A 15,778-nucleotide genomic window follows, 5' to 3' on the forward strand; every position below is an offset into this window, starting at 1 on the left:
TACATTGGTATATTAATTTATTTTGTTCTGTTTTCTTCAATGAATTTAGCCATTGTGTCGATCGAAGAAAAAATTTCTTTCCCTTTTTTGGGATCGGCTAATTTGATTCCGTATTCTTTATCCAAAAGCACGATCAATTCCAGCGCGTCGATAGAATCCAACCCAAGACCTCCGCCGAATAACGGATCTGTATCTTTGATTTCTTCTACTGCAACGTCTTCTAAATTAAGAACTTCAATGATTTTGTGCTTTAATTCTTCTCTTAAGTTTTCCATAAATAAATTTCATTTATAATGTACCAATGTATAAATTTAACAATGTAACAATAATTATAAGATTATTTTAAGATTGGTAAACTGGTACATTTTTATATTGTTAATTACAAAGTAAGCAAATATACGAAAGCTTGATAACTTTCCTGATAGAGTTCTACCCAGCCACACAAGACTTTATCAGCCTTGCCCGATTGTAAAATCTGTGCTGCGTAATCATTTAAAAAATTTTCATCAAATTCGTCCAAAACGAAAAAAGCATTCTCTGTCTGCATTTTATGTTTGATGCTGATTTCACCCACGCAAATATTAGGCAAAGTATACACAAAAACGGCAGGACTCGGAAAATAATTTTCCAGGGAATTGATACTTTCCTGATATTTAAAATCGGTATCTAAACTTGATGATCTGTTGGCAAAAACCAAAGCTGTTCTGTTATGATCTTCGTCTTTTAAAACCATTTCAGAAGCAAGAAAAGCGAGTTTGCTTAAGTTATCCATTTTATGAAATTTAGGATAATTTAATTCTAAACTCTTATAAGCTTCTTTCGCAAAATCTGAAAAATTTTCAGTTGGGGTTTCAAAAATAATCTCGTTGTTGAGAATGATTTTTGACTTTTCTATGGTACAAATGTCTGTTTTCTTCATCGTTTTCATTTTAACATTTCTCCAAAACAATTGCTGCATTACACCCGCCAAAACCTGAAGCCGTTTTCAGAATATATTTAATTTCCGCAGGTTGGTTTTCTTTAATAATATTCAAAGGTTGGGAAGTCCCCGTTTCTTCGAAATTTTTAGATGGAATTAAAATATTACTCAACGCAGATTCCATTGAAATGATGCTTTCCAACAATCCTGATGCTCCCAAACAATGTCCGTATTAGCCTTTCATGCTATTTAGAGGAACATTTTGTAATTCCATCCTGTTGAAAGCGATGGCTTCCATTTCGTCGTTATATATTGTCGCTGTTCCGTGTGCAGAAATAAAATCAATTTTTTCTGTCGAAACATTAGCTTCTGTTATTGTATTTTTGATGCTTGAAAATAATCCGTCACCAGTTCTTGATGGTCCCGAAATATGGTTTGCGTCATTAATTGCTGAATCTCCTAAAATTTTAAAACTAAATTTTTCGTTTTGTGAGATTCTTCCTTCGTCAGAATGACAGCCTGTTATGTAAACTGCTGCCGCGGCTTCGCCAATATTGATTCCGTCTCTATTTTTATCGTAGGGTTTACAAATTTCTGTTCCGATCGCCTGAAAAGAGTTGAATCCCGAAATTACAAACTCAGAAATTTCGTCTCCGGCAATGACAAAAGCATCTTTATATTTTCCAGCCCGAATCATGTTCTTGGCCACAGCAATCGCCATTACTCCAGAAACACAGGCGTTAGAAACAACAATCGGTTTTGTTTTAAATCCGAAAAAGTCAGCAATTTTTTGAGCTAAGCTGGAAAGAAAAATACCTTCCGGTAAAGTCTTCTGGTTTTTTAATAAACTGATATTTCCTTTTGTTGTTGATAAAATAAAAGCCGTTTCGTCTGAAATCTGATGTTTTTCAACCAAAGGTTTTAAACTCAACAAAAACATTTTTTCAAGCCTTGTAAAACTCAAATTGTTATTCTGAGCGGAGTCGAAGAATCTATTAAATTCTTCGTTCAGTTTTTCGGAATCAATCATCGAAGCGTAAAAAGGCTCCTGATTTTCTATGATTTTATGTAAAGCGACGCCGGATTTTCCTTCCAAAAGAGCATTCCAGTTCGAAGAAACATCAAAACCTAAAGGCGTGACGCAGTTGTAATCTGTGATGTAAATTTCTTTCCTCATTATAATCCCATTTTATCTTTCCAGGCCTGAAAAAACTCAGGATTATACAAACATAAATTATTCTCAGAATCCAGGAAAACCTGAATGGTTTCTCCCGAACAGACCAATTTATTGTCTTCGTTAAAAAGCTCGTATCTGTAAATCAATTTCGCTGAAGTTGAATTCACGAAAGTGGTTACAATTTTAAAGGTTTCCCCGTATTTTAAAGGAAGAAAATGTTCACAGGTACTTTTTACGATCGGTGTAACGTAACCCGCTTTCTGAATATCAAGATACGTCAAACCGTGCTGTCTTCCGAAAGCTTCTCTTCCGTCTTCAAAATACACGATGTAATGTCCATGCCAGACAATTCCCAACGGGTCTGTTTCGTTGAACCTTACGCGAACTTCCTCTGTACAAGTTAAATTTTCTTTAGACTGCATTTTGTTTTCTTTCGTAAAATAATGAAATAGCGACCATGGCTACATAAAATAAAAATAAGAAAGTGATTTCTTTCGCAATTCCGCCTATTCCGCTGTTTCTTAAAATGATGTCGTAATAAGCATTTAATCCCCAATTCATAGGAGAGAATTTGGCGATGGTCTGCATAAATTCAGGCATTAAAAATACCGGAACCCAGATTCCTCCGACAGCCGCCAAAACGACAACCGAAGTTGCCCCAAAAGGCGCAGACTGTTCCTGTGTATCGGCAACAGTTCCCAATAAAACACCAAATCCTATTGCGGCCAAACCTGCAAATAAAGTTACAATTATTAGCTGGAACATCTTCCCTGTGACGTCGAATTGTGGTAAATCCATATATGGGAAAAGGTAAATTCCTACTGCAACCATCAATAAAAACTGGATGACACAAATGATAAGATACGTAAATGTTTTTCCTAAAATATGAATAAAATAAGGAGTCGGACTGATTCTCGCTCTCACGCTTGTTCCCTGACTTTTTTCTTTAACTAAATTAATAGACAAAGGAACCACAATAAAGAAAATGGCAAATAAAGCCCAAGCCGGAACGTTGTGCTGAACGGAATTCGGCATGATATCCATGTTGCCTTTTTTTGGGGTGATTTCTTTAAAGCTGATCAAATTTTTATTTTCTTCCAAATTTTCTGTCGTTCCCAGCTGATCCTGGAAAGCTTTGTAAATCTTTTTATTTTCGATCTCAAAAACCATTTTGTTCACAGCATTCATTACATTGTTTTTGAAGCCGATATTGGTTGCCGGATCGAAATATAAATGAATATCTTTCGCTTTTGAAACCGTTTTCTTCACAGCGGAAGAATCCGTTTCCAGACCGAATGAACTGATGATGGTCTGAACTTTAGAATCAATATTTGAATTAATATCTTTCGTTAAATTTTCGGGGATGACAATCGCCATTTGATAATCACCGCCAAAAACGGCATCCTGAGCGGATTTTTCCGTAAAATTGGTCAGCAATTCGAATGTTTTGCTGCTTTCGAGCTCCTGTTTTATGTTTTTCGAAACTTCTGACTTGTCGTTATCAATGAAAATGATTGGAATTTTTGAGCCTTCCAGATTTTTAAAGGTAGAATCCTGAATCAAGGTAATCGTGATAATCAACAATAAAGGCATCACAAAAATAATGACGATTCCTCCGATATCTCTTTTCAGCAAAAGGATTTCCTTAACGAAACTTCTCCACAGTTTATACAACAACATCTCTTAATTCTTTTCCGGTTAATGAAATGAAAACATCTTCTAAGTTTTCGGCATTTGTTACTCTGTTCACCAATTCTTCAGGACTTCCCACCGCATGAATCTTTCCATGGTCGATGATGGCAATTTTTGTACAGAATTCCTCTGCTTCTGAAAGGTGATGAGATGTATAAATGATACAGGTTCCTTTTTTATTCAGATCTAAAAGATGATCGATGATGGCTTTTTTTGACTGAACATCAACACCAACAGTTGGTTCGTCAAGGAATAAAACTTTAGGATTATGAAGGGTTCCCGCGATCAGGTTGCAACGACGCTTCATCCCTCCTGAAAACTGTTCTACTTTTTTATCTGCGAATTTTGACAAACCCATGATTTCCAAAGATTCATCAATAGCATTTCTTAATTTTTTGTGACTTAAGCCATACAGACTTCCAAAAAACATTAAGTTTTCTTTAGCGGTCAAAGTTGGATACAAAGCGTATTCTTGCGGAACGATTCCGATGATTTGTCTTAATTTAAAACCATCTTTTTGAGGAGTTAATCCATTGATTTTAAAGCTTCCTGATGTTGGTTTTATTAAACCTGAAAGCATGGAAATCAATGTTGTTTTTCCCGCTCCGTTGGGCCCGAGAATTCCGTAGATTTCGTCTTTATCAATATTCAACGAAATATCATTTACAGAAAACTCTTCTGCATTTTTATATTTTTTATATAAATTTTTAATCTCAATAAAGTTCTCCATTTAGATCGCTTTTCTCAGTTTTTTATAGAAAGCTTCTTCCAGATCTGCGATATGAAGCATTGTTTTCGAAAGTTTGTTGTAAATATCGCTTTTCGAATTCCTGTTTTTGTAGACTCTTGCAATATCCACCGCAAAATCTCTCCAAAGATCACCGATTGCTGTAATTTCTTTGGAAAGTTCTCTTAACTCATCATTTTTAAGAATCACCGCAGCTTCCTGTAAGAAAGCTCCGTAAATAAATCTGAAACCACCGCCTCCGGTTCCGATTTCTTCCTGCATTCTGATCAGTTGTCCCAAATAATGATTGGTTGTTTTGGTTCCCTTTTTGGCTGCCCATTTCGGAATGCTTTTGGCCACCCATCGCATCGCTTTTACTCCAATGATTGGAACGGGAGCCAACATATTTTTACAGGTATCTTTAATCCCTTTTTTGATCGCTTCTTCCAGATTTACATTTTCGGGAATGTAAGTAGGGTAGTACATATGACCTTTCGGCGGAAGAGCGCCTTTTGCATATCTTACTTTCTCCAGTTCGGCTTCTGTAAGCGTCGTTGTGTAATCCATCACAGGATCACTGATCAGAAATTTTCCGTCTTCTTTTCCGTAAACAACTAAGTTGTGAGCGTTGAAGTGGAATTTATATTCTTCAGGAAAATAAGTGAGATTGAAAACGCCGACCTGAAGTCCTGTCGGGATATTATTTTCTAAATTTTTTTCCAGCGCTTTCTGGGCTTCTGCCGGATTTGAGAATTTGATTCTTTTAATTTTTATTCCCAGTCTTTTTGCCGCTTTGCTGAAAATCGCACCTGGCATCGGGCGATAACTGAAACCGGGAGCGAAATTCACTTTTAAAAAAGGAAGATACACAAAGAACAATCCGGAACCGATTCCGAAAATCATGGGTTCGCTGAGTTTTAACCCTTTGTTTAATAGTAAATTAGAGGCGACACCGTTTTCGCAATGTGCGGTCTGATGGTGTTCAAAATTAAGTTTCATTTTTTCTTATCTCTTTTATCGCGGATAACTTTGCTAAACCTCATAGGTTTCAAAAACCTATGAGGTTTGATTTACTTACCGTTAAAGTTTTTTAGCTCATCCACTGAAATTCCGAAAGCATCGGCGTATTTTTTCAGTACGGACTCGCTTAGTGTTTTAAAAATTTTTGGTTTTGCATGTCTTTTTACCCGCCATTGCCACATTCCGACATAGGCTGCAAGAACTTGTAAGTCCATTTTATTCAGTTCCATGAAATAAATGATAGGGCTTACTTTATTGTTGGCAACATCTTGTTTCGCTTCTTCAATTCTTTCATGAATCAGCTCCATCGATTCTTCGAGTGCTGCTTTTTTGGCGTCCCAGCCGATGCTGTTGGCTGTGGTGTAATTATCGTTTTCGTCAGTCACATATAACACTTCGGTCATGTTGGCTGACTTCAGATTACTTTCGTCCTGAGGAAGGTCTTGTTTTTTCATTGGCTTAGTGTTTTACTTCTTGAATAAACAAATTAATTTCAGCCCGTATCAACAATTCATCATTGTTAAATGTCTCGCAGAAGATATGGCAGATGTTTTCAAACTGAGAAATCAGAGAGGCTTTTGAAATGATCTTATCGCCCACTTTCGGTAAAGCAAAGACTTCAATTTTCTTAATATTGGTGATGAAACCAATCACTTTTGTGTCTGCATCAGGATTTTCGAAGAAACTTTGTCCGAGAATGGATGAACAGGTCTGCGCGAGATTTTCAATCAAACCTGCTTCAACAAATTCATTATTGTGAACAAAAATGTTGTCTTGAGTAATTCTGAATGATGTGATGACTTTATCTTCCGTCAATTCCAAAATATAATCCGTCATCAGCATCGGTTCGCGATGCGGCAAAAAGTTGTGGATATTGATTAAGTTTTCAGTCTTCGGTTCCATATTTTATTTTAACCACAAAAGTCACAAAAGTTTTTGCCATTTTTATTTTTTAAAAGTTCAAAAAAGATTGTCACTTTAAAACTATTCTTCTTTTGAACTTAGATTAATTACTTTTCCTTTCTTGACTTTTGTGGTTTATTTTTTATTATTTCACAACGGTTTTCATCTGCGATTTTGCAATCACTTTATCATTGATTTTTGTACTGATTTCTACCAGTGTTACGCCCATCATTTCATTAATAATGGTCACTTCCGATTTCAATGCATCGCCGATTTGAGGTAAACTTTCGGCTTCAAAAGATTTGATAGCGCCGATGTAACCTGTAGGAGATTCTTTTCCTAAAAGAAAATATTTGTAACCCGTATGCAAAGCTACACTCTGCGCCTGGTGTTCAATCAAACCAGAGGTTTGAAATGTGTTTTCATTAACAAAAATATTGTCTTCTTTAATGACAAATTCGGAAATCAAATGATTTTCCGAATATTCTACAAGCCCGCTTACCATTACAAAAGGAAACTTTTGAGGAATCAGACTTTCTATGAAATCTTTGTCAGAATTTGGTAACTTGATTTCCATTAACAAACAGTCAATAATGCACAAGAATAAGCGAATCGTCCACTTTCCGGAACACAAAGAAGGATTTTTTCTCCTTTTTTCAGTTTTCCAGAATTCATCAATTGTTCTACAGCAATAAAGATGGATCCAGCACCGATATTTCCAACTTCGGAAAGATTATAGAACCATTTTTCCCACGGGAAGTCTAATCCTACATTGGCAAATTCTTCTTTCAATCCTTCTTTGAAATAACCGGAAGAGATGTGCGCTAACACGTGATCTATAGATTCCGGATCCAGCTCATGTTTGTCAAAAGAAGCTCTCAAACTCTGCGCACCTTTTATAAGGATATACTGATCCAGAATTTTTGTGTCTTGCTTCAAAGCAAAAATAGATTGCTTCAACCACTCATCAGAAGGATAATCTGCCCAGGATTTTAGACTTCCGTCTTCCTGTTTTTCACACCCGGAATACATACAAGCCTCGATCTCGTGAGCGTAAGAATAAAAATCAATCCACTCGATTCTCAATGATGTTTGGTTTTCTCTTGGTTTGTTTTCCAATAAAAATGCACCAGCACCGTCAGAAAGCATCCATCTTAAAAATTCTCTTTTGAAAGCGACAATTGGCCTCTCTTCCAATAGTTTCAGGTTTTCTGCTTCGTGGTCAAATTTGTCCGCTGTCATCCAAGAAGAAAACCGCTCAGAACCAACACAAACCGCATTGTTTTTTACACCTGCTTTTACAGAAAGAAAACCATAGTTCAGCGCGTTCATCCCGGAGTTGCAAAGTCCCATTGATGTATTGATCTCCACAGATTTGTTCATACCCAATTCACCATGAACCATTGATGCGTGAGACGGCTGTATTTGGTCTGCAGACGTTGTTCCGCAAGACAACAGTTCCATATCTTCTTTTTTGAAATTCTCATCAAAAAGCCCGTTAATCGCATTAGCTGTAATCTGAGCATTGGTATGAGTGGGTTGTCCATTTTTGTCAAGCGCATAATATCTGGTTTTGATTTGATTATTCCTCAAAATCAAAGCTCTTGCTTTGGAAGGTGTGTTGTTTACCAAACCAAGATAGGTTTCCATATCATCATTGGCTATCGGTTCATTTGGTAAGTATGTAGAAGATTTGGTGATATAAACGTTACTCATTTTTATTTTAAATTAATTCCTTGTAAATATTCTCTTTGTTTTTTTCTCTTAAACCATAATAATGGCGCTAATAATATATGAAATATTAAAACGATCGGAGATATAATCCAGATCGCTGCCATCAAATATACCTTAAAGAATTTTATCAGCAAAGGACGCTTTTCTTTTTTCTTGATAATCAGATTCGACCAGACGGTGAAAATTTTGTTCCCGACTTTTTCTACTCTTACCAAAAAAGGTCTTATCTCTACCGCTCCGTTTTTTACCAGATCGGGCTGAAGATCCTTTAAGCTATTTTCGCGCAAATGCCCTTCAATAATCTTACCATACTTTACAGAACCGGCAATTTCTTCGTCAGAAATTCCCGCGGCAGGTAAAATTCCGGATTTTTCTTTTTGTCCGGTTGTTAGCCAACGTAGGATTGTAAGTACGCTGGTGTAGTTATCGTGTCTGTCAACCAACGCGATATTTCCTACTAATTGAGCCTTCAAATCACGCAGATAGACTTTCAGTTTTTCCTGAGAAAGCATCCACATATTCCTGGTTCCAGAGATTGTAACGACTGGTGTATCTTTCAAAATATTTTCTGCATAACCACTTTTCAGGAACGAAATAATCGGAATCGAAGGCGTCAAATACCAAACCTGATATCCGAAAAGGATGAGATCAAATTTTTGATTCAGAACATCTTCCGGTGGTGGAAGGATTTCACTTGGAATCTGAAGGTAAGACTCCGGAAATGTATTGAAAAACACATCACTTGGCCATGGAAAAGGAAAATCCTTTTTAAGCTGGATGTTATAATAGGTAACACTGTATTCGTCCTTTTTTTCCTCAAACGGCTGAGCTATATTCTTCACAATATCCTTCAGCTGCCCGGTTTGCGAATAGTATATGACAAGAATTTTTTTAGACATTAATAAAAATGGTTTTATACAAAACTATGATTTTTAGCCTTTATTCTGATTTTTTTTGTAAATTTTTATAGCGTCTGATTCAAATATTAGGGAATAATTCTGATTAGTGAACAATAACGCTTTTGTTTTTAACAATATAACAGTTTCTGGTAGATCAGAGATTTTTGAAAAGCTAAAATGGTCATCAGAAATCAAAAGCACGTCAATATTTTTGTTGACATCGGAAATATTTTTGATGTAACTGATTTTTCTGGTTTTTACAATATAATTCTGTCCGGCAATTTCCCGGTTTTCTTCATTGCCGATGAAACTAAAAATTTTTCTGCTAGCATGATAAAGACTCAGTAAAACATCTTTTTGTCCATAATCATCTGCAATATGCAGAATAACAGTGTCTTTTGCAATGTATTGATTCAGTTCAAAATAAACCGACTTATTAGCTTCAAAATCTCGTTTGATTTCCTTTACAACTTCATTTTCTTTGTAAAGGAAACTTAAGAATAATTTCTTTCTGAAGTAGTTTTCATCTTCCAATTCAGTTCTCAATTCAGAAAATTTTTCTCTGAATAATGCATTGATTTTCTTCGTTCTTTCGGAATAATTTGTTCCAAAACTCAAATCATTCTTATTAATTCTGTCTCCGACTTTTACTGTGATTGCACCGTCATAGATTATGAAATCGCCTTTTGGCAGGACTTCTGAATTGCCGTGGATATAAACTGGAACAATGTCCAGATCAAATTGCTCGGCAAGATAAAATGCACCTTTATGAAATCTCTTGATGTCGTTGTCATAAGAACGTTTCGCTTCCGGAAAAACCATTAGAGAATAGCCATTTTTCACTTTTTCTCTCAACTTTTCCATTCCGTTTTCAATGCCTTGAGAAACGGGATAGAAACCCAATGCCTTTACTAACTTTCCAAAAATTGGTGATTCATAAACCCAGTCATTCACAAGATAAACGATTTTGTGAGTCGTCATCGCCATCGCTAATGTGTCAAGAAACGATGTGTGATTGGCAATAATAATAGAAGGTTTGCCGAAGTCTTCGTTTGGATTTCTGATAACAGTTTTTTTAACAAAAGGATTGGTGTACAAAACTGAACCTAAGTATTTTGCAATGAATTTTTTAATGAAAATCAAGGTGTTTCCTTTCGCATTCTTCACAAAAATAGTTCCGAAAAAAGAAAAAAATAATCCACCCAAACCATAATAAAGAAATGATAAAACAGAGTGCAAAAACAGTCTGAGAGTAATTGGAGATAAACCTTTTTTCTGTCGGTTGATAATTAAAAATCTAAACCAAAACGGATATAAGGTTGAGGTAATCACAATCACGGAAAACATTCCGATTAAAGCGACTAAAGCCAAAGAATGTAAAGCAGGATGTTTTGCAAAAATCAAAGAACCGATGGATAAAATCGTTGTGAAAACTGCCAAAATAATCGAAATTCTGTATGTTGGAAGTTCGTTTTTACCAGTTGTATGTTCTTTCTGCATTGCTTTCGTGAGGAAAATGCTGAAATCATCTCCGACTCCGAAAACCAAAGTACAGACAACAGTGCTGAAAATATTCAATTCCAATCCCAGGAAATAGAGAGTTCCAGCAGTCACAACTCCCGTTAAAACAATGGGAAACATTGTCAGGATCGTCAATTCAAAATTTCTGAAGAAAACAATAATCGTAAGAATAATGGCTAAAAGTGAGTAATTGATTAGCGTATTAAAATCATTTTTAAGCAAACCTAAAAAGTTCTCGTTCATCTGTTGGCGGTCGATTGCCAAAGCATCGTGATTTTTTTCAACATCTTTGATGAAAGCATCGCGTTTCTTTTCGTCCACTTTCACCACATTCGAGACGGTGTAAAATCCATTTTCGTTGCTTAGGAATTCTGAGATTTGAAGGGCTTTAATTTTTTCGTAATCTCTTAAACTTAAAGTGGAGTAGGATTTATTTAAATTTTCATTAAACTTATCGAAAGCAGAAGCATTGAATCCGAATTTATTCCCATTTTGAACCAATTCAGAGATTGTCTGATTTTTTTTGTTCTGATTCCAGAACCGGTTCCATTTTTCAACCTTTTTTTGTTGGTCTTCTTTCGATAAAACAACATTTCCAAGCGAATTATAGCTCAGAATTTTTCCTTCCTGCTTTTCTTTTTCCAAAAACCGGCTCAGCTGGGAATTTCTCGCCAAAGCTTCATTTTCCGAATTTCCATAAGAAATGGTGTAAATCGATTTTGAAGTAAGGTCTGATAATTTTTCAAGTTTCGCTTCGCTGATTTTCAAATCTTTTGGAATGTAATTTAAATCACCAATGTCTTCGTTAAAACCAACTTGACGGAACCCAAAAAGACACGCAATAATCAACAAAGAACATCCGATAATCAAAGGTTTGTTCTTTTCGTAAGGGTAATTTCCGATTTTATCAATGAAATTCGTGCTAACTTTATCGGATTTTTCTTTCGGATGATACAGTTGTGGAACAATAATTAAAGCGGTAAAAGACGACAGGAAAACTGTAATCGCAGCGAAAAGCCCAAGATCTTTCAACGCTTCAGAACGGACAAAAACCAAACACAAAAATGAAACCGCCGTAGTTGCGCTGCTCAGAATAATCGGTTGCGTAATTTCCTTGTAAAGCTCTTCAATATTGTTGTTGTGCTTGTAATGCGTTAAAATATGAAGGGCATAATCGATGGTAATTCCAATTAAAATTGCTCCGACGCTGAGCGAAATTGCCGAGATTTTATCTTTAATAAAGTATAAAATCATCAGTGAAATGAAAACGGCAAAAACTGTCGGTAAAAAAACAATCAGCGGTGTAAAGAAATTTCTGAAATAATACATCAACAAAATCAACAGAACCGTCATCGAAATAATAACCGTATTCTGAATGTCTTTCTTGATTTGTTGGGCATTCGCAACCGCAATTACCGGCGAACCAAAATAGCTGATTTCAGTTTTTCCTTTGAATTCTTTGTTGAGGTTGTCTTTAATTTCATTTAACTGATTGACGAAAACTTCGTTGTTTTTCGTGTCGTTGCTTTTATTTTTAGGATCGATGAAAAGCAGGAGGTTTTTTCCGTCTTTGGTAACAATGTAATTGTCTTCCAGCTTGAAATCCTTACTGATATTTAAAGCATTGAGTTTTTTGATTCCGAGAAAAGTGATTCCGAGCGGATCTTTTTTGATAAATTCTTTGGTGACTAAACTTGTTGGCGAAACCAGCGACACATAATTGTTCTCTAGCTGTTTTGCAATACTGTCTTTGTTAAGTTTTCTTTCAATTTCCTGATAATCGTTTTCATCCAGAAATAAAGGCAGATTCTGATTCACAAAATCAAAAGTTTCAGAAATTTCGTTGTCATTTACCTTTCCCTGAACAGAACCGATGTATTGTTGTAAAGGTTCGATTTTATGTAAAAAAGTATCAGCAGTTTCTGAAAGCTGGAAATTAGCATCTTTCGATTTGCTCTCAATGATGACAATAATTTTGTCTGAAAAGTTCAATTGTTTCAGAACTTTCGCCGTCAAATCAGATTTGTCGTTTTTCGGAATAATCTGGTTGATGTCTTCTTCAAAATTAATTTTAGAAGCAAAAAAACCGCAAATGAAGAGAATCCCCAAAGCTGCCGCAATGGAAATGAGCCGGTTCTTGGCAATCAGATAATATAAAAAGATGAAAAAGCGATGCATTTTGATTTAAACTGCTGTATTCAGTTTTAAATATGGTTAAAGTTTTTTATTTCTGCGAACGTGTTCATTCTCAATATTTAAAAACAATTTTTTTTAAATTGAGTCTGCGAATTTAATGAAAAAAAGTTAATGTTTTGTTAAAAGAGGTTTTCTGAAATCAATAATATATATAAGGAATAGACAATAGAAATAATTCTTAAATCGATTGGTAATAAAAAAACTCCTACTTTTGCAAAAATTTTTTTAGAATGCCAAAAAATTTAGTCATCGTCGAGTCTCCGGCAAAAGCAAAAACGATTCAGAAATATTTAGGTAAAGATTACGAGGTCAAATCCAGCTTCGGACACATTCGTGATCTGCCTAAAAAAGGGATGGGAATTGATCTTTCCAATTTCACGCCTGATTATGAAGTTTCTGCTGATAAAAAAAAGTTAGTGGCAGAACTGAAGAGCGCTGTTAAAAGTGCGGAGATGGTCTGGCTGGCTTCCGATGAGGACCGAGAAGGAGAAGCGATTGCATGGCATCTGGCAGATGAATTAAAATTAAAACCTGAAAACATAAAACGAATTGTTTTCCACGAGATCACCAAAAATGCGATCCTGAAAGCAATCGAAAATCCAAGAGATATTGATCAAAACCTGGTTAACGCTCAACAAGCGAGAAGAGTTCTGGACAGAATCGTTGGTTTCGAGATGTCACCGGTTCTTTGGAAAAAAGTTAAAACAGGATTGTCGGCAGGTAGAGTCCAGTCAGTTGCGGTAAGATTAATTGTAGAGAGAGAAAAAGAGATCCGTGAGTTTGTTCCAAAACCAAGTTTCAAAGTGGAAGGTATCTTCCTGAATGACGGAAAACAGGAGATCGCAGCTAAGCTGAAAAAAGATTTCGAAAAAGAATCTGAAGCCGAAAAATTCCTGGAACAATCCAAAGCTACAGAATTCAAAGTTCTGAATGTTGAGACAAAACCGGGGACACGCACAGCGTCTGCTCCTTTTACAACATCTACGTTGCAGCAGGAAGCGTCTTCCAGATTGGGTTATAATGTAACGACTACTATGCGTTTGGCGCAACGACTTTATGAAGAAGGATTCATTACTTATATGAGAACGGATTCTGTTAACCTTTCTCAGGAAGCGATCAACGGTGCAAAAGCGCAAATTATTTCAGAATACGGCGAGAACTATTCCAGGCCGAGAAATTATACAACAAAATCTTCTTCTGCACAGGAAGCGCACGAGGCGATCCGTCCGACAGATTTTTCTGTTAAGTTAATTGGAGATGCACAATTGAACAAACTGTATCAATTGATCTACAGAAGAACACTGGCGTCCCAGATGGAAAATGCAAAAATCGAAAAAACGGTGATCGAGATCGGGAATCCGAAATTACCACAGCATTTTGAAGCGCAAGGCGAAGTGATTGTTTTCGATGGATTCCTTAAGGCTTACGGCATCGTCAAAACAGAAGATGACGACGATGAAAGCAATGAAAAGCTGTTGCCAAAAGTAAAAGTTGGTGAAACTCTTGACTATAAAACAATCACAGCTACAGAAAAATTTACGAGACCGTCTGCGAGATTTACAGAGGCAGGATTGGTAAAGAAACTGGAAGAGCTGGGAATTGGTCGTCCATCGACTTATGCACCGACGATCCAGACGATCCAGAACCGCGAGTATGTGGATAAAAGAGAAATAGAACCACAAACGAGAGAGATCATTAAGATGACATTGGGCAAATCCGGTGTCAAAAAAGAAGTTCTCGAAGAGAAGTTTGGCGGTGATAAAAATAAATTTGTTCCCACCGATATCGGTGAAGTGGTAAATGATTTCTTAACCGATAACTTTGCGGAGATCCTGGATTATGGTTTCACGGCGAGAGTGGAAGAAGGCTTTGATGAGATCGCGAGCGGTGAACAAAAGTGGAAAGAAATGATGACGGATTTCTACTCCAAATTTCACCCAAGAATTGAGGACGTCGAAGAAAATGCAGATAGAGCAACTGGAGAGAGAATCTTAGGTATTGATCCAAAGTCTGGTAAAAATGTTCATGCAAGAATCGGAAGATTCGGGCCGATGATCCAGATCGGCGAGCAGGATGATGAGGAGAAACCGACATTTGCATCACTGATGTCTAACCAGAATATCGCTACCATTACACTGGAGGAAGCTTTGGAGCTGTTCAAGCTGCCTTTTGATCTTCAGGATTTTGACGGTCAGCCGGTGTCAGTGGGTGTTGGGAGATTCGGGCCTTATGTGAAATGGGGCGAGACGTTTATCAGTATCCCGAAAGGAGAAGATCCATTGTCTGTGAACCAGGAAAGAGCAGAAGAGATCATCAACGAAAAGAAAAGAGCCGATGCACCGATTGCCACTTACAAAGGTGAGCCGGTAACCAAAGGAACAGGAAGATTCGGGCCGTTTATCAAATACCAAAACATCTTCGTGAATGTGCCGAAGCGTTACGACTTCGACAATCTTTCGCAGAGCGACATCAATGAACTGATTGATGCCAAACTGGACAAAGAGGCCAACCGCTACATCCAGCAATGGGAAAAAGAAAAGATCGCTATCGAGAACGGAAGATGGGGACCATTCATCAAGTTTGGAAAAGCGAATTTCAAAATCCCGAAAAAGAAAAATGATTCTAAATATGAGGCCGACGAGCTGAAAGACATTTCTCTCGACGAAGTGAAAAAATGGATCACCGCGCAGGATCCGAAAGCTTTTGCCGAGAAAAAGAAACCAGCTGCTAAAAAGCCGGCTGCGAAGAAAGCACCGGCGAAGAAAAAGTAAAAACTTATTCTCCATAAATATTAACCCTTTCAGAGTTTCAAACTCTGAAAGGGTTTTTTGTTGAGGTACTAATTAACAGTTTTGTTGTTGGCACAAAGCCGGGAGACTTTGTGCAGCGAGGGTCGGTCTTTTAATTGCCATCAACGTTTTGCAGATTTTCGATGGGCGGGATTTTTACCACAATGTTATTCGGATCACAAAATTTTCGGCGAATACAAA

At 36.7% G+C, this 15,778-nt stretch carries 15 protein-coding genes; 1 reads left to right on the forward strand and 14 read right to left on the reverse strand.

What is annotated here, in order from left to right; all coding sequences use genetic code 11:
* Positions 1–17 precede the first annotated feature (17 nt).
* The 14 genes from QOL71_RS15630 to QOL71_RS15690 all read right to left on the reverse strand — a co-directional run bounded on the left by QOL71_RS15630 (position 18) and on the right by QOL71_RS15690 (position 12,770).
* A complete protein-coding gene (locus QOL71_RS15630) occupies positions 18–275 on the reverse strand; it encodes a phosphopantetheine-binding protein (protein WP_034672593.1) in 258 nt (85 codons plus the stop codon).
* 104 nt (positions 276–379) lie between these two features.
* Positions 380–919, reverse strand: coding sequence for a 3-oxoacyl-ACP synthase (locus QOL71_RS15635; RefSeq protein WP_283417826.1), 540 nt, complete (start codon positions 917–919; stop codon positions 380–382).
* A 10-nt stretch (positions 920–929) separates the two neighbouring features.
* Positions 930–1,139 carry a hypothetical protein gene (locus QOL71_RS17685; RefSeq protein ID WP_346772106.1) on the reverse strand — a complete coding sequence of 70 codons (210 nt, stop codon included), beginning with the start codon at positions 1,137–1,139 and terminating at the stop codon, positions 930–932.
* A gap of 12 nt (positions 1,140–1,151) precedes the next feature.
* Positions 1,152–2,096, reverse strand: a complete 945-nt coding sequence (locus QOL71_RS15640) for a beta-ketoacyl synthase N-terminal-like domain-containing protein (RefSeq protein WP_346772107.1) — start codon at positions 2,094–2,096, stop codon at positions 1,152–1,154.
* Positions 2,096–2,518 (reverse strand): acyl-CoA thioesterase, encoded by a 423-nt coding sequence (locus QOL71_RS15645; protein WP_283417827.1) that lies wholly within the window; start codon positions 2,516–2,518, stop codon positions 2,096–2,098. The genes QOL71_RS15640 and QOL71_RS15645 overlap by 1 nt, the downstream gene beginning before the upstream one ends.
* A complete protein-coding gene (locus tag QOL71_RS15650) occupies positions 2,508–3,776 on the reverse strand; it encodes an ABC transporter permease (protein ID WP_283417828.1) in 1,269 nt (422 codons plus the stop codon). The genes QOL71_RS15645 and QOL71_RS15650 overlap by 11 nt, the downstream gene beginning before the upstream one ends.
* Positions 3,763–4,518: an ABC transporter ATP-binding protein gene (locus QOL71_RS15655; RefSeq protein ID WP_283417829.1), complete on the reverse strand. Its 756-nt coding sequence runs from the start codon at positions 4,516–4,518 to the stop codon at positions 3,763–3,765. The genes QOL71_RS15650 and QOL71_RS15655 overlap by 14 nt, the downstream gene beginning before the upstream one ends.
* Entirely contained in the window at positions 4,519–5,514 is a 996-nt protein-coding gene (gene darH / locus QOL71_RS15660) for a BtrH-related acyltransferase DarH (protein WP_283417830.1), read from the reverse strand.
* A gap of 71 nt (positions 5,515–5,585) precedes the next feature.
* Complete coding sequence (gene DarG / locus QOL71_RS15665) at positions 5,586–5,990, reverse strand: flexirubin biosynthesis protein DarG (protein ID WP_240580538.1); 405 nt, start codon at positions 5,988–5,990, stop codon at positions 5,586–5,588.
* Positions 5,991–5,994: 4 nt separating this feature from the next.
* Positions 5,995–6,438 (reverse strand): hotdog family protein, encoded by a 444-nt coding sequence (locus QOL71_RS15670; protein ID WP_283417831.1) that lies wholly within the window; start codon positions 6,436–6,438, stop codon positions 5,995–5,997.
* Positions 6,439–6,583: 145 nt separating this feature from the next.
* A complete protein-coding gene (locus QOL71_RS15675; RefSeq protein ID WP_283417832.1) occupies positions 6,584–7,015 on the reverse strand; it encodes a hotdog family protein in 432 nt (143 codons plus the stop codon).
* Positions 7,015–8,154, reverse strand: a complete 1,140-nt coding sequence (gene darB / locus QOL71_RS15680; RefSeq protein WP_283417833.1) for a dialkylresorcinol biosynthesis protein DarB — start codon at positions 8,152–8,154, stop codon at positions 7,015–7,017. Before darB ends, QOL71_RS15675 begins: the two co-directional genes overlap by 1 nt.
* A gap of 2 nt (positions 8,155–8,156) precedes the next feature.
* Positions 8,157–9,071 carry a dialkylrecorsinol condensing enzyme DarA gene (locus QOL71_RS15685; RefSeq protein ID WP_283417834.1) on the reverse strand — a complete coding sequence of 305 codons (915 nt, stop codon included), beginning with the start codon at positions 9,069–9,071 and terminating at the stop codon, positions 8,157–8,159.
* Positions 9,072–9,104: 33 nt separating this feature from the next.
* The gene (locus QOL71_RS15690) at positions 9,105–12,770 is read right to left on the reverse strand and encodes an MMPL family transporter (RefSeq protein WP_283417835.1); all 3,666 of its coding nucleotides are present in this window, start codon (positions 12,768–12,770) and stop codon (positions 9,105–9,107) included.
* Between the two features lie 248 nt (positions 12,771–13,018).
* On the opposite strand from QOL71_RS15690, the gene topA reads away from it, so the two are divergent.
* Positions 13,019–15,559, forward strand: coding sequence for a type I DNA topoisomerase (gene topA, locus QOL71_RS15695; protein WP_283417836.1), 2,541 nt, complete (start codon positions 13,019–13,021; stop codon positions 15,557–15,559).
* Positions 15,560–15,778: the final 219 nt, after the last annotated feature.

The organism is Epilithonimonas pallida, assembly GCF_900182975.1.
GTDB lineage: Bacteria > Bacteroidota > Bacteroidia > Flavobacteriales > Weeksellaceae > Epilithonimonas > Epilithonimonas pallida.